At 74.6% G+C, this 21,756-nt stretch carries 18 protein-coding genes; 12 read left to right on the top strand and 6 right to left on the bottom strand.

Annotated features, from left to right (window positions below; all coding sequences use genetic code 11):
* Positions 1 to 277 precede the first annotated feature (277 nt).
* Positions 278 to 1,063, bottom strand: coding sequence for an amino acid ABC transporter ATP-binding protein (locus tag NX801_RS18675; protein WP_258788894.1), 786 nt, complete (start codon positions 1,061 to 1,063; stop codon positions 278 to 280).
* A 416-nt stretch (positions 1,064 to 1,479) separates the two neighbouring features.
* On the opposite strand from NX801_RS18675, the gene NX801_RS18670 reads away from it, so the two are divergent.
* Together NX801_RS18670 and NX801_RS18665 are read left to right on the top strand one after the other, a co-directional pair.
* Positions 1,480 to 2,199 (top strand): response regulator transcription factor, encoded by a 720-nt coding sequence (locus NX801_RS18670; RefSeq protein WP_258788893.1) that lies wholly within the window; start codon positions 1,480 to 1,482, stop codon positions 2,197 to 2,199.
* 12 nt (positions 2,200 to 2,211) lie between these two features.
* Positions 2,212 to 3,600, top strand: coding sequence for a sensor histidine kinase (locus NX801_RS18665; protein WP_258788892.1), 1,389 nt, complete (start codon positions 2,212 to 2,214; stop codon positions 3,598 to 3,600).
* Between the two features lie 129 nt (positions 3,601 to 3,729).
* Here the strand turns inward: NX801_RS18665 and NX801_RS18660 are convergent, their stop codons facing one another.
* Positions 3,730 to 4,731 carry a TAXI family TRAP transporter solute-binding subunit gene (locus NX801_RS18660; RefSeq protein WP_258788891.1) on the bottom strand — a complete coding sequence of 334 codons (1,002 nt, stop codon included), beginning with the start codon at positions 4,729 to 4,731 and terminating at the stop codon, positions 3,730 to 3,732.
* A gap of 231 nt (positions 4,732 to 4,962) precedes the next feature.
* On the opposite strand from NX801_RS18660, the gene miaB reads away from it, so the two are divergent.
* Both miaB and NX801_RS18650 read left to right on the top strand, forming a co-directional pair.
* Positions 4,963 to 6,495 (top strand): tRNA (N6-isopentenyl adenosine(37)-C2)-methylthiotransferase MiaB, encoded by a 1,533-nt coding sequence (miaB, locus tag NX801_RS18655; protein ID WP_258788890.1) that lies wholly within the window; start codon positions 4,963 to 4,965, stop codon positions 6,493 to 6,495.
* A 145-nt stretch (positions 6,496 to 6,640) separates the two neighbouring features.
* Positions 6,641 to 7,366: a class III extradiol dioxygenase subunit B-like domain-containing protein gene (locus NX801_RS18650; RefSeq protein WP_258788889.1), complete on the top strand. Its 726-nt coding sequence runs from the start codon at positions 6,641 to 6,643 to the stop codon at positions 7,364 to 7,366.
* Positions 7,367 to 7,570: 204 nt separating this feature from the next.
* On the opposite strand, the gene NX801_RS18645 is transcribed toward NX801_RS18650, so the two are convergent.
* The 3 genes from NX801_RS18645 to NX801_RS31030 all read right to left on the bottom strand — a co-directional run bounded on the left by NX801_RS18645 (position 7,571) and on the right by NX801_RS31030 (position 8,554).
* A complete protein-coding gene (locus tag NX801_RS18645; RefSeq protein WP_258788888.1) occupies positions 7,571 to 7,834 on the bottom strand; it encodes an antitoxin in 264 nt (87 codons plus the stop codon).
* 111 nt (positions 7,835 to 7,945) lie between these two features.
* Positions 7,946 to 8,197, bottom strand: a complete 252-nt coding sequence (locus NX801_RS18640; RefSeq protein WP_258788887.1) for a hypothetical protein — start codon at positions 8,195 to 8,197, stop codon at positions 7,946 to 7,948.
* A gap of 276 nt (positions 8,198 to 8,473) precedes the next feature.
* Positions 8,474 to 8,554, bottom strand: a complete 81-nt coding sequence (locus tag NX801_RS31030) for a hypothetical protein (protein WP_428986179.1) — start codon at positions 8,552 to 8,554, stop codon at positions 8,474 to 8,476.
* Between NX801_RS31030 and miaA the strand changes: the two genes are divergently transcribed.
* The 7 genes from miaA (at position 8,523) to hflX (ending at position 18,101) form a co-directional block, all read left to right on the top strand.
* Entirely contained in the window at positions 8,523 to 9,461 is a 939-nt protein-coding gene (miaA, locus tag NX801_RS18635) for a tRNA (adenosine(37)-N6)-dimethylallyltransferase MiaA (protein ID WP_258788886.1), read from the top strand. The genes NX801_RS31030 and miaA overlap by 32 nt on opposite strands.
* Before the next feature lie 105 nt (positions 9,462 to 9,566).
* Positions 9,567 to 10,031, top strand: a complete 465-nt coding sequence (locus tag NX801_RS18630) for a hypothetical protein (RefSeq protein WP_258788941.1) — start codon at positions 9,567 to 9,569, stop codon at positions 10,029 to 10,031.
* Positions 10,032 to 10,156: 125 nt separating this feature from the next.
* Positions 10,157 to 11,119: a diaminopimelate epimerase gene (gene dapF / locus NX801_RS18625; protein ID WP_428986178.1), complete on the top strand. Its 963-nt coding sequence runs from the start codon at positions 10,157 to 10,159 to the stop codon at positions 11,117 to 11,119.
* Positions 11,120 to 11,546: 427 nt separating this feature from the next.
* The gene (locus NX801_RS18620) at positions 11,547 to 13,718 is read left to right on the top strand and encodes a RelA/SpoT family protein (protein WP_258788885.1); all 2,172 of its coding nucleotides are present in this window, start codon (positions 11,547 to 11,549) and stop codon (positions 13,716 to 13,718) included.
* 67 nt (positions 13,719 to 13,785) lie between these two features.
* On the top strand, positions 13,786 to 14,529 hold the full coding sequence (locus NX801_RS18615; protein ID WP_258788884.1) for a Clp protease N-terminal domain-containing protein: 744 nt from the start codon (positions 13,786 to 13,788) through the stop codon (positions 14,527 to 14,529).
* Between the two features lie 172 nt (positions 14,530 to 14,701).
* Positions 14,702 to 16,228 (top strand): M1 family metallopeptidase, encoded by a 1,527-nt coding sequence (locus tag NX801_RS18610; RefSeq protein WP_258788883.1) that lies wholly within the window; start codon positions 14,702 to 14,704, stop codon positions 16,226 to 16,228.
* A gap of 367 nt (positions 16,229 to 16,595) precedes the next feature.
* Complete coding sequence (hflX, locus tag NX801_RS18605; protein WP_258788882.1) at positions 16,596 to 18,101, top strand: GTPase HflX; 1,506 nt, start codon at positions 16,596 to 16,598, stop codon at positions 18,099 to 18,101.
* A 287-nt stretch (positions 18,102 to 18,388) separates the two neighbouring features.
* Here the strand turns inward: hflX and NX801_RS18600 are convergent, their stop codons facing one another.
* Positions 18,389 to 19,573: a trypsin-like serine peptidase gene (locus NX801_RS18600; RefSeq protein ID WP_258788881.1), complete on the bottom strand. Its 1,185-nt coding sequence runs from the start codon at positions 19,571 to 19,573 to the stop codon at positions 18,389 to 18,391.
* A gap of 526 nt (positions 19,574 to 20,099) precedes the next feature.
* Between NX801_RS18600 and NX801_RS18595 the strand changes: the two genes are divergently transcribed.
* Entirely contained in the window at positions 20,100 to 21,752 is a 1,653-nt protein-coding gene (locus NX801_RS18595; RefSeq protein WP_258788880.1) for a diaminobutyrate--2-oxoglutarate transaminase family protein, read from the top strand.
* Positions 21,753 to 21,756 lie beyond the last annotated feature (4 nt).

Raw genomic sequence — 21,756 nt, 5'->3', positions numbered from 1 at the left:
CTGGGACCGGGGGCAATCGGGGTCCGTGCCCGGTGCGGTGGCGCGGGGTCTCCCGGCGGCGGTTCCGCCCGGCGGGCGCCCTGCCCGCGCTCCGCCCGGTGGTGAGGCGGCCGGCGGGGCCGGCCCGCGGCCGGTCCCGGGTCCGGCGGACGAGGCCGCCGGTGCGGGCACGGGTGTACGGAGGCGGGTGACGGACCCGCCGGCGGAGTGTCCGGGTCCGTCCTCGGTGCCCCTGGCCTCCCGGTTCCCTGCCCGGGCGGCTCGTGCCCCGGGTCGCTCAGTGGTGCAGGATCTTGGAGAGGAAGTCCTTGGCCCGGTCGCTGCGCGGGCTGCTGAAGAACTGGTCGGGCACGGCCTCTTCGACGATCTTTCCGTCGGCCATGAAGACCACCCGGTTGGCGGCCGAGCGGGCGAAGCCCATCTCATGGGTGACGACCACCATGGTCATCCCCTCCCGGGCCAACTGCTGCATGACCTCCAGGACTTCATTGATCATCTCGGGGTCGAGCGCGGAGGTCGGCTCGTCGAAGAGCATGACCTTGGGGTCCATGGCCAGCGCCCGGGCGATCGCCACCCGCTGCTGCTGACCGCCGGAGAGCTGCGCCGGGTACTTGTCGGCCTGCGAGCCGACACCCACCCGGTCCAGCAGGGTCCGGGCCTTCTGCTCCGCCGCCGCCTTGTCCGTCCGGCGGACCTTGACCTGGCCGAGCATGACGTTCTCCAGCACCGTCTTGTGCGCGAAGAGATTGAACGACTGGAAGACCATGCCGACGTCGGCGCGCAGCCGGGCCAGTTCCTTGCCCTCCTGGGGCAGCGGCCTGCCGTCGATGGTGATCGAGCCCGAGTCGATCGTCTCCAGGCGGTTGATCGTGCGGCACAGCGTGGACTTGCCGGACCCGGACGGTCCTATGACGACCACGACCTCGCCCCGGGCGATGGTCAGGTCGATGCCCTGAAGCACGTGCAACGCGCCGAAGTGCTTGTTGACGTCGCTCAGCACGACCAGGTCACCCGCGGTCACCGCGGCCTCGTCCGCACCTTTCGTCACTGACACTCCGCTCATCGGCTCATTGCTCCGTCCTGCTCGGTTGGGGAGGACCCTAGACATGCGGTGCGACCAGCGTCATTACATCTGAGCGGAAATTGAGCATAACAATCGGATTTCGAACAAATACGCACAGTCATCGACCCGTCGGATGCGTACCGGCTCCGTAACGGATGTCCCGGCGTGCCGATCAAGCCCTTGACTGGGGGACTTCCATCGGCGTTCATGCCTGGGTGGTTTCCGGGGCGCCGCGCCGGCCGTTCCGCCGGGACGACGGACCGCCGGGACCACGGACCGGTGCCGGGCTCCACCGGCGAAAGGCGGAAACCGGCGGACGGCGGCGGGAGGCGCCGGAAGACGGCGAAGGCGCGGAAAGCGGCAGAAGACGCGGAAAACGGCGGAAGACGCCGGGAGACGGAAGGAGGGCCAGGGCCATGAGACTGCTGCTCGTCGAGGACGACGACCATGTGGCGGCCGCGCTCTCCGCCGTCCTCAAGAAGCACGGCTTCGACGTCACCCACGCCAGGAACGGCGAGGAGGCGCTCCAGGCGGTGCTCCCGGCGGCCCAGGAGGGCAAGGCCCCGTTCGGCGTCGTCCTGCTCGACCTGGGCCTGCCCGACCAGGACGGCTATCAGGTCTGCGGCAAGCTCCGGAAGCTGACCACCACGCCCGTGATCATGGTCACCGCCCGGGCCGATGTGCGCTCCCGGATCCACGGCCTCAATCTGGGAGCCGACGACTATGTGGTCAAGCCGTACGACACCGGTGAGCTGCTGGCCCGGATCCACGCCGTCAGCCGCCGCACCGCCGCTCCGGACACCGACGAGGGCGCGGGCGGCGGGCCGGGCGCCGAGGAGGGCACCGTACGGCTGGGCGGCGTGGCGATCGAGCTGTCCACCCGGCGGGTCACCGTGGACGGCACCCCCGTCCCGCTCACTCGCAAGGAGTTCGACCTGCTCGCGCTGCTCGCCCAGCGGCCCGGGGTCGTCTTCCGGCGGGAGCAGATCATCAGCGAGGTGTGGAACACCAACTGGGAGGGGACCGGCCGCACCCTGGAGGTGCATGTGGCCTCGCTCCGCGCCAAGCTGGCCATGCCCGCCCTGGTCGAGACCGTGCGCGGGGTCGGCTACCGCCTGGTCGTCCCGGCCGCCTGACCCCGGCCCGACGTGCGCACCCGGCTGCTTCCGCTGCTCATCGTCCTCATGGCGGGCGTCCTTGTCGCGCTCGGCTTCCCGCTGGCCGCGAGCCTGGCCGCCGCCCGGCAGCAGGAGGTGGTGGTCGACCGGATCGACGACACCGCGCGGTTCGCCGCACTCGCCCAGTTCGTCACCGAGCAGGGCCCCGAGATGGACGAGCGGAGATCCACCCTGATAGGTGAACTCACCCGCTACCACGAGGTGTACGGCATCGAGGCAGGCGTCTTCTACCGCGACGGCGTCACCATGGCGGTCGCGCCCGAGGAGTGGAAGTTCGCCGAGGAGGACCAGCCCCGCCGGGCCTATCAGGAGGCCCTGGTGGGACGGCGCAGCCACGACCCGCCGCAGGTCTGGCCCTGGCAGCCGGACGCCCGGCTCGCCGTCGCCTCCCCGGTGGTGCGGGACGGGGACGTGGTCGCGGTGGTGGTGACCAACTCGCCCACCGAACAGCTGCGCGGCCGGATCCTGACCGGCTGGCTGCTGATCGTGGCGGGTGAGGCGGCGGCCATGCTGCTGGCCGTCGGTGCCGCCTTCCGGCTCACCGGCTGGGTGCTCCGGCCGGTACGGGTGCTGGACGCGGCCACCCATGACATCGCGACCGGCCGGCTCAACTCCCGGGTCGCCGCCGCGAGCGGGCCCCCGGAACTGCGGCGGCTGGCCCGCTCCTTCAACGAGATGGCCGACAACGTCGAGGGCGTACTCGAACAGCAGCGTGCCTTTGTCGCGGACGCCTCGCACCAGCTCCGCAACCCGCTCGCCGCGCTGCTGCTGCGGATCGAGCTGCTGGCGCTGGAACTGCCGCCGGGCAGCGAGGAGATCGCCTCGGTGCGGGCCGAGGGCAAGCGGCTGGCGCGGGTGCTGGACGATCTGCTGGGGCTGGCCCTGGCCGAGCACGCGGCGGCCGACCTCCGCCTCACCGACATCGGGGAGCTGGCCGCCGAACGGATCGCCGCCTGGCGTCCGCTGGCGGACGAGCGGGGGGTCCGGCTGACCGGGCACGAGACCGCCGTCACCGGCTGGGCCGACCCGGTGGCCCTCTCCAGCGCACTGGACGCGGTGATCGACAACGCCCTGAAGTTCACCCCGGCGGGAGCGGAGGTCACCGTCGCGGTCACGGCCGGCGGCGCGACCTCGTCGATCACCGTCACCGACGGCGGCCCCGGCCTCACCGACGAGGAACTGACGCGGGTCGGAGACCGGTTCTGGCGCAGCGGCCGGCACCAGAACGTCAGCGGGTCCGGCCTCGGACTCTCCATCGCACGCGCCCTGCTCGCCGCTGGCGGCGGCTCCATCGACTACGCCCACCACCGGCCGCACGGTCTCCGGGTCACCCTCACCGTCCCCCGCTCCGGGGGCTGAACCGCAACCGGCCGCCGGCACCGCCGGTCGGCACCCGTCCGCCGGCGCCGGGCGGTCGTGCGCGGGGCGCGGCTCAGAACGAGGGTGCGGGACGGATCCGCCGGGCGGTGGGGGCGTGCGGGGCGCGGCTCAGGGCTTGGCCGAGCGGAAGTAGCGCCGGGACCCCTCGTGGAGCGGCAGCGGGTCGGTGTAGATCGCCGTCCGCAGGTCCACCAGCTGCGCCGAGTGGACCTCCCGGCCGATCCGGTCGCGGCTGTCGATCACCGTACGGGTGAACGCCTCCGTCAGTCCGGGGTCGGTCCGCTCGGTGGTGACCAGCAGATTGGCCACCGCGATCGTCGCCACCGGCTGGCCCTGCTGTGCCCGGGGATAGGCGTCGGCCGGCACGGCGGCGGACCGGTAGTAGAGGCTGGTGCCGCCGGACGCGTGCAGCCGCCGCACCAGCTCGCCGCCGAGCGGCACCAGCCGGATGTCCATGCGCTCCGAGAGCTTCTGCACCGCGTTGGTGGGCAGCCCGCCCGACCAGAAGAAGGCGTCCAGCTTCTTCTCCTTCAGCTGGTCCGGGACGGTGTCGATCCCGGCCGACACGGGCATGACGTCCTTCTCCAGGTCCAGTCCGGCCGCCGTCAGTATCCGGTCCGCGACCAGCCGGACGCCCGACCCCGGCTGGCCGACCCCGACGCGTCTGCCCCGCAGATCCTCGACCGACCGGATACGGGACCCCGCCGGGACGACCAGCTGGACGTAGTCGTCGTAGAGCCGGGCGCAGCCGCGCAGCCGCTGCGCCCCGGGCCGGCTGTTCAGCATGTAGGTGGCGACCGCGTCGGCGGTGGCGATGGTGAAGTCGGCCCCTCCCTCGCTCACCCGGGCCAGGTTCTCCTGGGAGCCCTCGCTGTCCCGGAGGGTCACGGTGAGGCCGGGAAGGTCCTGGGCGAGCGCCTCCTTCAGCAGGTCGCCGTACCGCTGGTAGACGCCGGACGGCACCCCGGTGCTGAAGGCCACCCGTCCGTGCGGCGCGGAGTCCCGGGCGGGCAGCAGCCACCAGACCAGCAGCCCCAGCACGGCCAGCAGCGCGGCGGCGCCCAGCAGGGCACGCCGGCGGTCGGCGCGGGCGGGGGCGGAGGGGGGCATGGCGCGATCCTGCCAGCCCGGACCGCCCGCTGGCCAGGCCCGGCGGCGGGACCACCCCGGCCGGACGCCCGGGGCCCGGGGCCGCCCCGGCCGGTCACCCGCCCCCGTAGCCCCCCGGCCGGACGCCCGGCGCCGTACCGCCCCGGCCGGACGCCCCGGCCGGGGTCGGAGCCGGGCCCGGCGCGGGATCCGCCGGGCGGGAGTGTCCGGGACACCGCCTACCCTGGTTCCATGACCAGCAGCGACCGGAGCCAGGCAGTGGGCGAAGCGAAGACGTACGAGCCGAAGACGTACGAGGTGCGCACCTACGGGTGCCAGATGAACGTCCACGACTCCGAGCGGCTCTCCGGGCTCCTGGAGGGCGCCGGGTACGTCCGCGCGCCCGAGGGCTCCGACGGCGACGCCGACGTGGTGGTCTTCAACACCTGCGCGGTCCGGGAGAACGCCGACAACAAGCTGTACGGCAACCTGGGCCGGCTCGCCCCGATGAAGACCCGCCGCCCCGGCATGCAGATCGCGGTCGGCGGCTGTCTGGCCCAGAAGGACCGCGACACCATCGTCAGCAGGGCCCCCTGGGTCGACGTCGTCTTCGGCACGCACAACATCGGCAAGCTGCCGGTCCTGCTGGAGCGCGCCCGGGTGCAGGAGGAAGCCCAGATCGAGATCGCGGAGTCGCTGGAGGCGTTCCCCTCCACGCTCCCGACCCGCCGCGAGTCGGCGTACGCGGCCTGGGTCTCCATCTCGGTCGGCTGCAACAACACCTGCACCTTCTGCATCGTCCCCGCGCTGCGCGGCAAGGAGAAGGACCGGCGCCCCGGCGACATCCTCGCGGAGATCGAGGCGCTGGTCGCCGAGGGCGTCTCGGAGATCACCCTGCTCGGCCAGAACGTCAACGCGTACGGCTCCGACATCGGTGACCGCGAGGCGTTCTCCAAGCTGCTGCGGGCCTGCGGGACGATCGGTGGGCTGGAGCGGGTCCGCTTCACCTCGCCGCACCCCCGTGACTTCACCGACGACGTGATCGCCGCCATGGCCGAGACGCCCAATGTGATGCCGCAGCTGCACATGCCGCTCCAGTCCGGCTCGGACACCGTGCTCCGGGCGATGCGCCGCTCCTACCGCCAGGAGCGGTTCCTCGGGATCATCGAGAAGGTGCGCGCCGCCATTCCGCACGCCGCCATCTCCACCGACATCATCGTGGGCTTCCCCGGCGAGACCGAGGAGGACTTCGAGCAGACCATGCACGTGGTCCGGGAGGCCCGGTTCGCCCAGGCGTTCACCTTCCAGTACTCCAAGCGTCCGGGCACCCCGGCGGCCGAGATGGACGGGCAGATTCCGAAGGCCGTCGTCCAGGCGCGCTACGAGCGGCTGGTCGCCCTCCAGGAGGAGATCTCCTGGTCCGAGAACAAGCGGCAGGTCGGCCGCACCCTGGAGGTCATGGTGGCCGAGGGCGAGGGCCGCAAGGACGACACCACCCACCGGCTCTCCGGCCGCGCCCCCGACAACCGGCTGGTGCACTTCACCAAGCCGGCCGAGGAGGTGCGCCCGGGTGATGTGGTGACCGTGGAGATCACCTACGCCGCCCCGCACCACCTGCTGGCGGAGGGCCCCACCACCGCCGTCCGGCGCACCCGGGCGGGGGACGCCTGGGAGAAGCGGAACGCCGCCGGGGCCGCCAAGCCGCAGGGCGTCCTGCTGGGTCTGCCGAAGATCGGCGTCCCGGCCCCGCTGCCGCCGGTCGCGGGCGGCTGCACGGTCGCCTGAGCCACCGGTCCGGCGGCTCGCGATTCGTCGCCCCGGCCGGGAGACAGGTGCCGATCCGGAGCCGGGGGCCGGGCCACCGGGCCGGAGCCGCCCGGCCGGGCCACGGAGCCGGACCGGCCCCGGCCCAGCGGTTACGCTGCGGATCATGCTTGTCGCCGCCGCCGTCTGTCCCTGCCCGCCGCTGCTGGTGCCCGAGGTCGCCGCCGGTGCCGCGCCCGAACTCGACGCGGCCCGGGCCGCCTGCTCCGACGCCCTGGGCGTGCTGGCCGCCGCCCGCCCGGACCTGCTGGTGGTGGTCGGGCCGGACCCCCGGGCCGGAGCCGAGGGCCCGGTGCGGTACCCCGCCGGGACGCCGGGGAGCTTCCGAGGCTTCGGCGTGGACCTGGACGTACGCCTGGGGGCGCCAGGACCGTCCGTGCCGGAGGGGCCGCCGCTGCCCGCCCCGCTGGCCGTCGGCGCCTGGCTGCTGGACCGCGTCCGGTGGGCGGCGGCACCGGTCGAGGGTCTGGGCGCGGGCGAGGCGCTGGCCGCCGGCCGCTGCGCCCCGGCCGGCCGGGAGCTGGCGGACCGGGCGGGCCGGGTGGCGCTGCTGGTCCTCGGTGACGGCAGCGCCTGCCGTACGGTCAAGGCGCCCGGCTATCTGGACGAGCGGGCCGCGCCCTTCGACGAGGAGGTCGGCCGGGCCCTGGGCGCGGCGGACACGGCCGCCCTGGCGGCGCTGGACGAGCGGCTGGCCCGGGAGCTGAAGGCCATGGGCCGGGCGCCCTGGCAGATCCTGGCCGCAGCGGCCAGGGGCGCGGGCCTGACCGGCCGGCTGCTCTACCAGGACGCCCCGTACGGGGTCGGCTACGCCGTCGCCGCCTGGTCCTGAGACCCGGGCCGGAGTGGTCCCGGTGCCGTACGGCCCGGGCCGGGCAGAAAGCACGGCGCACGGGCGGCGGGCCGCCGCCCGCGCGGCCACGACCGCGACCGCCGGCCCGCGACCGCGCGCCGGACGGCCGGGAGGCGCGGTGCCTCCCGGCCGTCCGGCGCGGCGGAAGGATCCCGCCCACCCCGGGGCGGGCGGGTGCGGGAATCAGTGACCCGAGGGCGGCGGTGGGGGCGGGGTCGGTGGCGACCCGGGGCCGTCGTCCTTGTGGGCGAGCCGGTCCAGCGCCTCCTTCGCCCTGCCCGTACCGGACTCGATCCGGTCGCTGTACTTGCCCTTGGTTCTCTGGTCGACCATCCTCGCGGCCCGGTCCAGCCCGTGGTCGATCTTGTCGCCGTGCTGCTGCGCCAGGTCGGAGACCTTGTCCTTGGCCGGGCCGAGCCTGGCCTTCAGCGAATCCAGAAAGCCCATGGAACACCTTCCCTCGGGGTCGATCGGGTCCGTCAGTGTCGATCAGGTCGATCAGGATGATCGGGCTGATCGGGTCGGTCGGAGGTCGCGGGGAAGTGGCGGACGGCGGCGCTACTTGCGGGCGCCTTCGCCGGCCTCGTTGTCCGCCGCCTCCTCGGCCGACTGCTGCTTGGGAATCTCGGGAATCTCCAGGCCCTCGGCGGCGGCCCCGGGCTCCGTGGCCGCCGCGCGGGTCGGGTGCGCCGGGTGGGCCGTGCGGTCGGTGGCGTCCGCCGCCGGGGGCGTGTCGGTCGCCCCGGGCTCTCCCGCCGCCGTCTCCGGGCCGGTGATCACCGCCACGGCCGACGACTCCTCGGCGGCCACGCCGGCAGACTCCTTGCCCTTCCTGCGAAACCGTGCAAAAAAGCCCATATCCACTCCATAGAGTACTCGTGAGGGTGATATTCCGCGCCGTCGTGCCTGTTCAGGGCCGTTCGCGGCCGGTCGGCGGGCCTCCATGGCCGTGGCGGCCGAGCCCGTGACCGGCCGGTGGGTCCGCGGCGGTCGCGGGCGCCCCGGGGCCTCCGGCGGGCTGCCGGGCCGGTCCCGGGCGTCGGCGGCGGGAATCTCGCAACAGGCAACGAGGCCGTTTCCGTGCCGTCACGTAGCTCGTTCGGGGACGACCTGGGAGGTTTGCGAGACTGGGGCGGTGAGAAGTGCAGCTCCCGCGCCGCGGGTCATCGCCGTCGTCGGCCCCACGGCGGCCGGAAAGTCCGATCTGGGTGTCCTCCTGGCGGAGAAGCTCGGCGGCGAAGTCGTCAACGCCGACTCCATGCAGCTCTACCGGGGGATGGACATCGGCACCGCCAAGCTGACGCCCGGTGAGCGCGGCGGAGTGCCGCACCACCTCCTGGACGTCTGGGACGTCACGGAGGCGGCCAGCGTCGCGGAGTACCAGCGGCTCGCCCGCGCCGAGATCGACCGGCTGCTCGCCGCGGGCCGGTACCCGATCCTGGTGGGCGGCTCGGGGCTGTACGTACGCGGGGCGATCGACGCGCTGGAGTTCCCCGGAACCGACGCGGCCGTGCGGGCCCGGCTGGAGGCCGAGCTCGCGGAGCGCGGCTCCGGCGTCCTGCACGCCCGGCTGGCCGCCGCCGACCCCGCCGCCGCCCGGGCCATCCTGGCCGGCAACGGCCGCCGGATCGTCCGGGCCCTGGAGGTCATCGAGATCACCGGCCGGCCCTTCACCGCCAACCTCCCCGGCCCCGACCCGGTCTACGACACCGTGCAGATCGGCGTGGACGTGGCCCGGCCCGAGCTGGACGAGCGGATCACCGTCCGGGTGGACCGGATGTGGGAGGCCGGGCTCGTCGACGAGGTGCGGGCCCTGGAGGCGGCCGGGCTGCGCGAGGGCCGCACCGCCTCGCGCGCCCTCGGCTACCAGCAGGTGCTGGCGGCGCTCGCGGGGGAGTGCACGGAGGAGGCGGCCCGCGCCGAGACCGTCCGCGCCACCAAGCGCTTCGCCCGGCGCCAGGACTCCTGGTTCCGCCGCGATCCGCGGGTCCACTGGCTGAGCGGCGCCGCCACCGACCGCGAGGAACTCCCGCGAGAGGCGCTGGCGTTGGTCGAACGAGCGATTACAGCCTGATCACGTGATGGCATCGGGACGCCCCGCTCGTCATTCCGGCGCCCCGGGCCGTGCCATCATCGAGCGATCGACCAGTGGATTCCGAGTGGGGGAGGGCGCGTGGCGATGGAGGCCGGCCCTCGCGACACGGGAGAGCACGGTGCGCCGGAGTCCGCCGGGGCGCGGCCGGCGCCGGGGCTGAGCCCGGACGGGCCGGAGCTGACCGAGGACGGCAACCAGGACGTCCCGCCCGGCGAGGTCGAGGTCGAGCTGCGTCCGCAGCGCCGGCTGCGGATCTGGCAGCTGGCCCCCATCGTGGGACTCGCGGCGCTCGGCTCGCTGATGTTCGCCTTCCCGCTGGCCTTCGGCTCGGGCGACGGCGGTGCCGTCCTCGCCATGCTGGGGCTGCTGCTCAGCGGCTGCGCGGCCGGCTGGGGTCTGATGGCCGCCCGCCGGGTCGGCCACACCTGGCCGGGCCTGCCGTCCCGCGGCTCCGGGGAGCGCCCCGACTGGCGGGTGATCGCCCTGTACGTCGCCGGGGCCGCGCTGCTGGTCGCGCTGGCCGTCCTGCGGGTCGCCCGGCTCCGCTGAGCGGGCCGGACGCCGGCCCTCCCGGGATCCCGCCCTGCCGCGGTCCCGCGTCCGTCCTTCCAGTCACCCTGCCCCCGTGCCCCCGTGCGGCGGCCGGGGCGGCGCCGTCACACCCGGCCCGTACGATGGAGGGCGTGATCAGCGCACCTCTCCCCTTCCTCAAGGGGCACGGCACCGAGAACGACTTCGTGATCCTGCCGGACCCGGACAACGCCCTCGACCTGCCCGCCGCCCTGGTCGCCAGGGTCTGCGACCGCCGGGCCGGAATCGGCGGGGACGGCGTGCTGCACGTGGTCCGCTCGGCCGCGCACCCGGAGGCGCGGGCCATGGCCGGCGAGGCCGAGTGGTTCATGGACTACCGGAACGCGGACGGCTCGGTCGCGGAGATGTGCGGCAACGGCGTCCGGGTGTTCGCCCGTTACCTGGAGCACGCCGGTCTGGTCACCGCCGGAGACCTGGCCGTGGCCACCCGCTCCGGGGTCAGGCGCGTGCACCTCGCCAAGAACGCCGAGCACGCCGAGAACGCCGAGCACGCCAAGAACGCCGGGAACGCCGAGCACGCCAAGAACGGTGACGTCACCGTCGCCATGGGCCGGGCCGTGCTGTCCGCCGACGGCGTCACCGTCTCGGTCGGCGGTCGGAGCTGGCCCGCCCGCAACATCAGCATGGGCAACCCGCACGCGGTGGCCTTCGTCGAGGACCTGGCGCACGCCGGTGAGCTGCGCGCCGAGCCGGCCTACGAGCCCGCCGGGGTCTACCCGGACGGGGTGAACATCGAGTTCGTCGCGGACCGGGGGCCCCGCCATGTGGCCATGCGGGTCCATGAGCGCGGCGCGGCCGAGACCCGGTCCTGCGGCACCGGTGCCTGCGCGGTGGCCGTCGCCTCGGCCCGCCGGGACGGGCTGGACCCGGCGGAGACCGGCACCCCGGTCACGTACACCGTGGAGGTGCTCGGCGGCACCCTGACGATCACCGAACACCCGGACGGAAACGTCGACATGACCGGTCCCGCCGTGATCGTCGCGGAGGGCCGGATCGATCCCCGGTGGCTCGCCGGGGACGGCGCCGGGGACGGCGACGGGCGGTAGCGGCGCGGACGGACCCGGACCCGGCGGGCGCGGTACGGCCGTCCCCGGCCGTCCTGGCGCGGCAACGCCGCTGTACGGGGTGTACGGCTATACGGGTGCACCGGGTGTGCGGGACGGCGGTGAGCCGGCGGCAGCGGTACGCGCGGGCCGTCGTACCGGTCGCCGTACGCGCGCGTCGTGCCGGCCGTCGTGGGGCGCGCCTTCGCGTGTGGCGGCGGCGCCGTGGGGGAGCGAGGGGCGGGGCCCGGTGGCGAGCGGGTCCGGGGGCAGGTAACGGGATCCCGGGCGCACTTCGCTCGAACGAGTGGTCTGTCTCACGCTGAGCGAGAGCGGCACTGCGGTCCGTGGTGGGCTCGGTAGCATCAATCACCGGCCCGACGGGCTCGCCCTGCCCGCCCACCGCCGGTCGACGCCGCCGGAGGTGCCCATGAGCGCAGAGGCCACGCATCCCACCGCCCCCAGCCGCCGCCGCGGTCCACGCTTCGATCTGCGCAGACTCGGCCGCGCCGCGGTGCTCGGTCCCACGGCGCGCGACCGGTTGCCCGATGCCATCGGCCATGTGGCCGACGTCCACCGCGCCCACCACCCGGACGCCGATCTCGCCGTGCTGCGGCGGGCATACATGCTGGCCGAGTCCTCGCACCGCGGCCAGTTCCGCAAGAGCGGCGATCCCTACATCACCCATCCGCTCGCCGTCACCCTGATCCTCGCCGAACTCGGCGCCGAGACCACCACGTTGACCGCCGCCCTGCTGCACGACACCGTGGAGGACACCGAGCTGACGCTCGACCAGGTGGGGGCGGAGTTCGGCGCCGAGGTGCGCTATCTGGTCGACGGGGTGACCAAGTTGGAGAAGGTCGACTACGGGGCCGCCGCCGAGCCCGAGACCTTCCGCAAGATGCTCGTCGCCACCGGTAACGACGTCCGGGTGATGTCGATCAAACTGGCCGACCGGCTGCACAACATGCGCACCCTCGGCGTGATGCGGCCCGAGAAGCAGGTCCGGATCGCCAAGGTGACCCGGGACGTGCTGATCCCGCTGGCCGAACGCCTCGGGGTCCAGGCGCTCAAGACCGAGCTGGAGGACCTGGTCTTCGCCGTCCTCCACCCGGCGGAGTACGAGGACACCCGCGCGCTCGTGGCCCGCAATCCGTCCGCCATCGAGGTGCTCGACGTGCTGGCGGAGCGGATCGGCACGACGCTGAAGGAGGCCGGTGTCGCCGCCGAAGTGCTGGTCAGGCCGCGGCACTTCGTGTCGGTCCACCGGGTCCGGATCAAACGCGGCGAGCTGCGCGCGGGCGACTTCGGCCGGCTGCTGATCCTGGTCGGCGAGGACGCCGACTGCTATGCGGTCCTGGGCGAGCTGCACACCTGTTTCACCCCGCTGATCTCCGAGTTCAGGGACTTCATCGCCGCTCCCAAGTTCAACCTCTACCAGTCGCTGCACACCGCGGTCGCCGCGCCCGGCGGGGCGGTGGCCGACGTCCTCATCCGTACCCGCCGGATGCACACGGTGGCCGAGGCCGGGGTGGTCGCCCTCGGCAATCCGTACGCCGTCCCGGCCGAGGGCGACCACCCCGCGGACACCGCCGATACCCCCGGGGCAGGCGCCGCCGGGGAGGCCGGGAGCACCGAGGGGGCCGGGGGCGCCGAGGACGGGGAGCGGGCCGACCCGACCCGGCCGGGGTGGCTGTCCCGGCTGCTCGACTGGCAGCGGGCCACCCCCGACCCCGACACCTTCTGGACCTCGCTCCGCGACGATCTGGCCCAGGACGCGGAGATCACCGTCTTCGGGCCGGACGGCGGCGCGCTCGGCCTGCCGTCCGGGGCCACCTGTGTGGACGCCGCCTACGCGCAGCACGGCGAGGAGGCCCACCGCTGCGTGGGCGCCCATGTCAACGGCCGGCTGGCCGTGCTCTCCACGGTCCTGGCCGACGGTGACGCGGTGCGGCTGCTGCTCGCCCACGACGCCGCCTCCGGGCCCTCGCCGGACTGGCTGGAGCACGCCCGGACACCGGCCGCCCGGCTGGCCATCGCCCGCTGGCTCACCGCCCACCCAGAGTCCGCCCCGGCGCCCGACGTACCCCGGCGCCGGGTCCCGGCCGACCGGAGCGGCACCCCGGGGGGCCGGCCCCGGCCGGACGACATCGAGGTGGACCTGCCCGGCGCCACGGGCGTCCGGCTGGCCGGCTGCTGCGCCCCGGTGCCGCCGGACGCGGTCACCGGCTTCCCGGTCCACGGCGGGGCGGTCACCGTGCACCGGGCCGGGTGCTTCACCGCGCGCCGGATGACGGCGGCCGGGCGGGCGCCGGTCGGGGCGCGCTGGAGTGAGGCGGCCGGGTGCCGGGTCACCCTGGTGGTGGAGTCGTTCGGCCGGCCCCGGCTGCTCGCCGACCTGACCGAGGCCATCGCCACGGCCGGGGTGTCGGTCGTCTCGGCCACCGTGGAGCCACCCCGCCGGCAGCGCGTCCGCCACACCTACGCCCTCCGGCTGCCGGACCCGGAGGAACTGCCGGGGCTGCTGCGCGTGCTGCGCGACGTACCGGGCGTCTACGACGTGTGCCGGACCCACCACCGGGGGACGGCCGAGGCCGGCTGACCGGCGACGGAAGAAGAGTGTCAACTCAGGGTTGACGACCCCGTATCCGTCAACCTACGGTTGACGCATGGACGCACACCACACTCACTCGCCCCGCGTACGCCTCGACGATCTGATCGAGGCCATCAAGCAGGTCCACACCGCTCCGCTGGAGCAGCTCCAGGACGCCGTGCTCGCCGCGGAACACCTGGACGACGTGGCCGACCATCTCATCGGCCACTTCGTCGACCAGGCCCGGCGCTCGGGCGCCTCCTGGACCGAGATCGGCACCAGCATGGGCGTCACCCGCCAGGCCGCCCAGAAGCGCTTCGTGCCCAAGGAGTCGCACGACCTCGACCCCAGCCAGGGCTTCAGCCGCTACACCCCGCGCGCCCGGAACACGGTCATGGCCGCCCACAACGAGGCGGTGGCGGCCCGCAACCCCGAGGGCCGCCCCGAGCACCTGGTGCTCGGTCTGCTGGCCGAGCCGGAGGGGCTGGCCGCCCGCGCGATCACCGCCCAGGGCGTCACGGCGGACGCGGTACGGCAGGCGGCGGTGGCCGCGCTGCCGCCGGCCGCCGACGAGGTCCCCGACCTCATCCCGTACGGCTCCGACGCCAAGAAGGTCCTGGAGCTCACCTTCCGGGAGGCCCTGCGTCTGGGGCACAACTACATCGGCACGGAGCACATCCTGCTGGCCCTCCTGGAGTTCGAGAACGGCCGGGGCGTGCTGAGCGGGCTCGGCATCGGCAAGGAGCGGGTGGAGGCCGAGGTGGCCGAGGTACTGGAGTCGGTGCGCCACGCCGGCGAGCAGCGGTCGGACGGGGCCTGAGCCCGCAGGCGTTCCTGATTCCCGTGCGGTACTCGTACGGGGGCCGAGTACCCCGGGGACGGCTCCCGGGAGGGTCCCGGGAGCCGTCGGGTGCGGGTGCCGGGGACCCCGTTCGGGTGGGCGGGAAGCGCGCCGCCCCACTCCCCGTCCGGGCCGCTGATAGCCGTTGGGCATGCCCCTCACCCCACGTTCCGCCCCGGGGCGGACCTCCCGGCGCGCCCGCGCCCTGCGGACGGCGGCCCTCGTCGCCGCCTCGGCCGGCCTGATCGCCGCCGCCGTCCCCGCGCCCGAACCGCTCGGCATCGGCGACCCCCTCTTCCCCACCCTCGGCAACCCCGGGTACGACGTCCTCGCGTACGACATCGCCCTGACCTACCGCGGCGACAACAGCGAGCCGCTGGACGCCGTCACCCGGATCGACGCCCGCGCCGTCACCCGGCTGGAGCGGGTCAATCTCGACTTCGCCCAGGGCACGGTCCGGGAGGTCCGGGTCAACGGCGCGCCCGCCGAGTACACCCCGGCCGGCGAGGACCTCGTCGTACGGCCCGCCCGGCCCGTCGAGGCCGGCGAGCCGCTCCGCATCACCGTCAGCCACACCAGCGACCCGTCGGGCTCCCCGGCGACGGGCGGCTGGGTGCGCACCGCCGACGGGCTGGCCATGGCCAACCAGGCCGACGCCGCCCACCGGGTCTTCCCCTGCAACGACCACCCGGCCGACAAGGCGTACTTCACCTTCCGGATCAGCGCGCCCAAGGAGCTGACGGCGGTCGCCAACGGGCGCCGGGTGGCGCGGGCGACCGCCGGCACCCGCAGCACCTGGCTCTACCGCACCGGCCGCCCGATGGCCACCGAGCTGGCCCAGGTCTCCATCGGCCGCTCCGCCGTCGTCACCCGCACCGGCCCGCACGGCCTCCCGCTGCGGGACGTGGTGCCGCAGGCCGACCGGGAAGTCCTCGAACCCTGGCTCAGGAAGACCCCCGGCCAGCTGGAGTGGCTGGAGGACAAGGTCGGCCGGTACCCCTTCGAGACCTACGGCCTCCTGGTGGCGGACGCCGACACCGGCTTCGAGCTGGAGACCCAGACCCTCTCCCTCTTCGAGCGCTCGCTCTTCACCAACACCGCCTACCCGGAGTGGTACGTCGACTCGGTCATGGTCCATGAGCTGGCCCACCAGTGGTTCGGCAACAGCGTCACCCCCCGGACCTGGTCCGACCTCTGGCTCAACGAGGGCCACGCCACCTGGTACGAGGCGCGGTACGCCGAGGAGGCCACCAAGGGCACCGAGGAGGCCGAGCGGCGGACCCTGGAACGCCGGATGCGCGCCGCCTACACCGCCTCCGACGGCTGGCGGGCGGCCGGCGGGCCCCCGGCGGCCCCCAAGCCGCCCGCGCCCGGGCAGAAGATCAGCCTGTTCCGCCCCGTGGTCTACGACGGCAGCGCGCTGATCCTCTACGCCCTCCGGCAGGAGATCGGCACGGCCGCCTTCGAGCGCCTTGAGCGGCTCTGGGTGGAACGGCACGCGCACTCCACGGCCGGCACCGCCGACTTCGTGCGCCTCGCCTCCGAGGTCGCCGGCCGCGATCTGAGCACCTTCCTGCACGGCTGGCTCCACGACGCGAAGACCCCGCCCATGCCCGGTCACGCCGACTGGCGCAGCACCACCCCGGCGAAGCCCGCCCAGCGCGGCGCCAAGCGCTGACCTCCCGGGGCGGCGCCCCCGCGCCCCCGCGCCGCCGGGATGCCTCGCCGCCCCGGGAGACACGGACGCTCCGGGGGTGCCGCAGCCCTGGGAGCCCCGGGAAAACGCGGATGACGGGCCCGGCGCCGCCGTGCGACCATCGTGGGGTCGGCGGCACCGCCGGGCCCGTGGAGCGCACGGGCCGTGCGGGGGCCGGTATGGGCGGGCCGGGGCGGGGAATGATCCCGGTGCCCCGCGCGTTCCCAGTGACGTACGGGGGGTCCGACGCGGACCCCGGTGGCCGGGGGGTTCTCGGGCAGCCTCTGGGCTCTCCGCTTCCGCCGGCCTCCGTAGTTCTCCTCAGTTCTCCTATCGACGTAAGGATCCAATGACCTCCTCTTCATCCCCTTCCCAGGCCGCACTGAGCGCCGAGCAGAGCCTCACGGAGCAGAACCGCGCCGAGCGCCTCCGGGCCGATGCCCTGATGGAAGAGGACGTCGCCTGGAGCCACTCGATCGACGGCGAGCGGGACGGCGACCAGTTCGACCGCTCCGACCGCGCGGCGCTCCGGCGGGTGGCGGGTCTCTCCACCGAGCTGGAGGACGTCACCGAGGTCGAGTACCGGCAGCTGCGCCTGGAGCGCGTGGTGCTGGTCGGCGTCTGGACCTCCGGGACCGTGCGGGACGCCGAGAACTCCCTCGCGGAGCTGGCCGCTCTCGCGGAGACGGCGGGCGCCCTGGTGCTCGACGGCGTGATCCAGCGCCGCGACAAGCCGGACCCGGCCACCTACATCGGCTCGGGCAAGGCCCACGAGCTGCGGGACATCGTGCTGGAGACCGGTGCCGACACCGTGGTCTGCGACGGTGAGCTCAGCCCCGGCCAGCTCATCCACTTGGAAGACGTCGTCAAGGTGAAGGTGGTCGACCGGACCGCGCTGATCCTGGACATCTTCGCCCAGCACGCCAAGTCCCGGGAGGGCAAGGCGCAGGTCGCCCTGGCGCAGATGCAGTACATGCTGCCCCGGCTGCGCGGCTGGGGTCAGTCGCTCTCCCGGCAGATGGGTGGCGGCGGCGGTGGCGGCATGGCCACCCGCGGTCCCGGTGAGACCAAGATCGAGACGGACCGGCGGCGGATCCGCGAGAAGATGGCGAAGATGCGCCGGGAGATCGCGGAGATGAAGACCGGCCGGGACATCAAGCGGCAGGAGCGGCGCCGCAACAAGGTGCCGTCGGTCGCCATCGCCGGCTACACCAACGCCGGCAAGTCCTCCCTGCTCAACCGGCTGACCGGCGCGGGCGTGCTGGTGGAGAACGCGCTGTTCGCCACCCTCGACCCGACCGTCCGCCGGGCCGAGACGCCGAGCGGCCGGCTCTACACGCTGGCGGACACCGTCGGCTTCGTACGGCATCTGCCGCACCACCTGGTGGAGGCGTTCCGGTCCACCATGGAGGAGGTCGGGGACTCCGACCTGATCCTGCACGTGGTGGACGGCTCGCACCCGGCACCGGAGGAGCAGCTGGCCGCGGTGCGCAAGGTGATCCGCGAGGTCGGCGCGGTGGACGTGCCGGAGATCGTGGTGATCAACAAGGCGGACGCGGCCGACCCGGTCGAGCTCCAGCGGCTGCTCCGGGTGGAGCGGCACGCCATCGCGGTGTCGGCGCGGACCGGCGCCGGGATCGACGAACTCCTGGCGCTGATCGACGCCGAGCTGCCCAGGCCGCGGGTCGAGCTGGAGGTCCTGCTGCCGTACACCGAGGGCGCGCTGGTCTCCCGGGTGCACGCCGAGGGCGAGGTGATCTCCGAGGAGCACACCCCGGAGGGCACCCTCCTCAAGGCGCGGGTGCACGAGGAACTGGCCGCCTCGCTGGCGCCGTACACCCCGGCCGCGCACTGAGACGCCGTACGCCCCCGGCCGTGCGCCGAGCCGGTGGCTCGGACGCCGCCGCGCACTGAGGCGGTGGCCCGGGCGGCCGGAGGGCACCTGTCCGGAGGCCCGGTGCCCGCTCCCTTTCGGGGGACGGGCACCGGGCCTCCGGGCGTTTCCGACCGCTCAGTGGGTCCGGGCCCGGGGAGGGACGGGCCGTTCGCCGGGCCTCCGGGTGTGTCCGGGCCGCCCGGCGGTCGCGGGCCCCGGGGTGTTTCCGGACCGGTTGGGGCGCGCTGTTCGCCGGGCCGCTGGGGCTACTGGCCGGCGAACTTCCGGCTGACCTCCTCGTACACCCGCTTGGCGCCGTCCCCGAGCCGCGGCCCGGCCAGCCAGCCGGCCGGCACCGGGCCGATCGAGGTGTTGGAGACCAGCGCCGGCTTCCCGTCCCGGCCGGGGGCCACCCAGCCGCCGCCCGAGGCGCCGCCGGTCATGGTGCAGCCGATGCGGTACATGGTCGGCTGGTCCGCCGCCAGCGACAGCCGGCCCGGCTTGTCCGCGCACTGGTGCAGGCGCTGGCCGTCGTACGGGGCCGCCGCCGGGTAGCCGGTCGCCTCGATGCTCGCGACCTCCGGCGCGGCCGGGGCGGCGAAGTCCACCGGGAGCGCCGAACCGACCGTCTCCTCCAGCGACGTGCCGCCGCCCTCCTCCGGGGTCACATGGACGACCGCGTAGTCGTACGGGGCGCCCTGGCCGCCGGTCGACGCCCCCTGGGCGATCCACTCGTCCGAGGTCGCCGCCCAGTCGCCCCACCACACGCCGTACGGGGCGATCTCCTGCCGGCCGACCTGGTTCAGCCGGTCGGAGGGGAGAGCGCGGTCGTTGTACGAGGGGACGAAGGCGATGTTCCGGTACCAGCCGCCCTTCTTGCCCGCGTGCACACAGTGGCCCGCCGTCCAGACCAGGTTGGACTTGCCGGGGTGCGCCGGGTCGCGTACCACGGTGCCGGAGCAGACCATCGAGCCCTCCGGTCCGTCGAAGAGGATCTTGCCCGCCTCGGGGGCGCCGCGATGGTACGGCGCCGGGACCTGCCGGGCGGTGACCGGCTCGGGTGCCGGGTCGGTCACGCCCGCGTCGTTCCCGTCCGGGACGTCGGCCTCCGGCACGGGGGTGTCCGCCTCCCGGGCCTCCCGCATCCGCCGGGCGTCCCAGAGGTCCTCGATGACCGGGTTGACGAAGTCCCTGGCCTCGCGCAGCCAGGCGTCCTTGTCCCAGTTCTTCCAGGCGCCGTCCTGCCACTTGTCCACGTCGATCCCGTGCTCCTTGAGCCGGTCCCGCAGCCGGTCCGGGATATGGATCTTCCCGCCCCTCCCGCTCGCGGTGGGGCTCGCGGAGGCGGCGGGGTCGCCGCCCGCGTTGTCCTCGGACGGGCCGCAGCCGGTCGCCGCCAGCACCAGCAGCGCGGTGACGGACGCCGCGAGCAGCGGGCGTATGGGTCGCATGTCGTGATCCCCCTGGGACGTGATCGGCGGGTGCTCCGGCGGACGGCTCGGGGAAGCACCGCCGGTGCGGCACCGGACGCCACCGGTGCCGGCTCCGGCGGACGGTGGCCGCACGGCGGCGCGGCCCCCACTATGCCGGTGCCGAGGGGGACGGCGTACGGCAGGGCCGCGGTTCCCGGCGTCGGGCCCGGGCCGCGCCGCCGGGGTTCCCGGTCCGGCGTCCGGCGCGCCGGGCGAACGGCCGTTGGCGAAAGCGCCGTTGGCGCGACGGGCGGCGGAGAGCGGGGGAGGAGGGGGGAGCGCGAAGGAGTGTGGAGGTGCGGTGGAGGCGTGTGGAGGCACGAGGGGAGTGCCCGGGAGCGGGGGACGGAAACGTGCGGCCGGACCCCGGGCGGAGGCCGTGTTCCCGAGCGGTGACCGTCGTTACTACGTACGGGGGAACAGGAGTTGGCGTCCGGCGCGGCTGAGCGACGGACCGGCCGCACGGCGGGGTGCGGCGCAACCGTGAAGCGGGAGGACCGGAACCGTGGCCGTGACCGAATCAGCGCCGGCGGCACCACCGGCGGCGCACGAGGGCATTCTGCGCCGCCAGTCCCTGCGGGAGTCGGCGGCCCGCACCTACGCGCGTTCGCTGCCCGTGGTCCCGGTCCGGGCCAGAGGACTGACCATCGAGGGTGCCGACGGGCGGCGCTATCTCGACTGTCTCTCCGGCGCGGGCACCCTGGCGCTCGGCCACAACCACCCGGTCGTCCTGGAGGCGATCCGCAAGGTGCTGGACTCGGGGGCCCCGCTGCACGTCCTGGACCTGGCGACTCCGGTCAAGGACGCCTTCACCACCGAGCTGTTCGCCACCCTGCCGGGCCGGTTCGCGGAGAACGCCCGCATCCAGTTCTGCGGCCCGGCCGGCACCGACGCGGTGGAGGCGGCGCTCAAGCTGGTCCGCACCGCCACCGGCCGGCGCGGACTGCTCGCCTTCACCGGCGCCTACCACGGCATGACGGCCGGCGCGCTGGACGCCTCGGGCGGTGCCACCGAGATCCGGGTGACCCGGCTGCCGTATCCGAGGGACTACCGCTGCCCGTTCGGGGTCGGCGGCGAGCGCGGCGCCGAGCTGGCCGCCCGCTGGACCCGGGACCTGCTGGACGACCCCAAGAGCGGTGTCCCGGAACCGGCCGGCATGATCCTGGAGCCGGTGCAGGGGGAGGGCGGGGTCGTCCCGGCGCCGGACACCTGGCTGCGCCGGATGCGGCGGATCACGGCCGAGCGCTCCATTCCGCTGATCGCCGACGAGGTGCAGACGGGGGTCGGCAGGACCGGGGCCTTCTGGGCGGTCGAGCACAGCGGTGTGATGCCGGACGTGATGGTCATGTCCAAGGCCATCGGCGGCTCCCTGCCACTGGCCGTGATCGTCTACCGCTCGGAGCTCGACACCTGGGAGCCAGGAGCCCATGCCGGCACCTTCCGGGGGAACCAGCTCGCCATGGCGGCCGGCGCGGCGACCCTGGCCTTCGTGCGGGAGAACCGCCTGGCCGAGCGCGCGGCCGTCCTCGGGGACCGGATGCTGGGGCAGCTGCGGGGGCTGGCCGCCGCGCACCCGTGTGTCGGGGACGTACGCGGCCGGGGGCTGATGATCGGTGTGGAGCTGGTCGATCCGGCGGCGGACGCGAAGGCGGGGGCGGCGGGGCGGGCCGGTGCCCTTCCGGCCCAGAGCGCGCGCCCTGCCCCCGGCGGTCATGTCCTCGGTGACCAGACCCCCGAGGGCCAGGCCCCTGACGGTCAGGCCCCCGGCCGCCGCGGCTCCTTCGGTCCGGACGGATACGGCTCCGGCGCCTTCGGCTCCGGCGCATACGACGCCCTCGGCTCCGGCGGACCGGGCTCCGGTGGATACGACGGACTCGGCCCCGACGGTCACGACGCCCTCGGCTCCGACGGGCTGCCGCCGCCAGCCCCCGCGCTCGCCGCCGCCGTGCAGCGGGCCTGTCTGGACCGGGGGCTCATCGTCGAACTGGGCGGCCGCCACTCCTCGGTCGTACGGCTGCTCCCGCCGCTCACCCTCACCGACGAGCAGGCCACCGCGGTGCTGGACCGGTTCGCGGACGCGCTGGCCGCCGCCGAGCGGCTCGCGCCGGCCGGCCGGAGCCGTCCCGACGGCCGGCGGCGCACCGCACCCCCGAATTGATCTA

Source organism: Streptomyces pyxinae, assembly GCF_024756275.1.
In the GTDB taxonomy this organism is placed as follows: domain Bacteria; phylum Actinomycetota; class Actinomycetes; order Streptomycetales; family Streptomycetaceae; genus Streptomyces; species Streptomyces pyxinae.
The sequence above is the reverse complement of the archived record's forward strand: the minus strand, read 5'-3'. Positions and strand labels throughout refer to the sequence as shown.

Bases quoted from the DNA above. Each gene is read 5' to 3' on its own strand.
- NX801_RS18650 (WP_258788889.1), top strand. From the start codon at position 6,641: ATGCTTGTCGCCGCCGCCGTCTGTCCCTGCCCGCCGCTGCTGGTGCCC.
- NX801_RS18675 (WP_258788894.1), bottom strand. From the start codon at position 1,063: ATGAGCGGAGTGTCAGTGACGAAAGGTGCGGACGAGGCCGCGGTGACC.
- NX801_RS18620 (WP_258788885.1), top strand. From the start codon at position 11,547: ATGAGCGCAGAGGCCACGCATCCCACCGCCCCCAGCCGCCGCCGCGGT.
- NX801_RS18600 (WP_258788881.1), bottom strand. From the start codon at position 19,573: ATGCGACCCATACGCCCGCTGCTCGCGGCGTCCGTCACCGCGCTGCTG.
- NX801_RS18670 (WP_258788893.1), top strand. From the start codon at position 1,480: ATGAGACTGCTGCTCGTCGAGGACGACGACCATGTGGCGGCCGCGCTC.
- NX801_RS18630 (WP_258788941.1), top strand. From the start codon at position 9,567: ATGGAGGCCGGCCCTCGCGACACGGGAGAGCACGGTGCGCCGGAGTCC.
- miaB (WP_258788890.1), top strand. From the start codon at position 4,963: ATGACCAGCAGCGACCGGAGCCAGGCAGTGGGCGAAGCGAAGACGTAC.
- NX801_RS31030 (WP_428986179.1), bottom strand. From the start codon at position 8,554: ATGACCCGCGGCGCGGGAGCTGCACTTCTCACCGCCCCAGTCTCGCAA.
- NX801_RS18610 (WP_258788883.1), top strand. From the start codon at position 14,702: ATGCCCCTCACCCCACGTTCCGCCCCGGGGCGGACCTCCCGGCGCGCC.
- NX801_RS18645 (WP_258788888.1), bottom strand. From the start codon at position 7,834: ATGGGCTTTCTGGATTCGCTGAAGGCCAGGCTCGGCCCGGCCAAGGAC.
- NX801_RS18615 (WP_258788884.1), top strand. From the start codon at position 13,786: ATGGACGCACACCACACTCACTCGCCCCGCGTACGCCTCGACGATCTG.
- hflX (WP_258788882.1), top strand. From the start codon at position 16,596: ATGACCTCCTCTTCATCCCCTTCCCAGGCCGCACTGAGCGCCGAGCAG.
- NX801_RS18660 (WP_258788891.1), bottom strand. From the start codon at position 4,731: ATGCCCCCCTCCGCCCCCGCCCGCGCCGACCGCCGGCGTGCCCTGCTG.
- dapF (WP_428986178.1), top strand. From the start codon at position 10,157: ATGGAGGGCGTGATCAGCGCACCTCTCCCCTTCCTCAAGGGGCACGGC.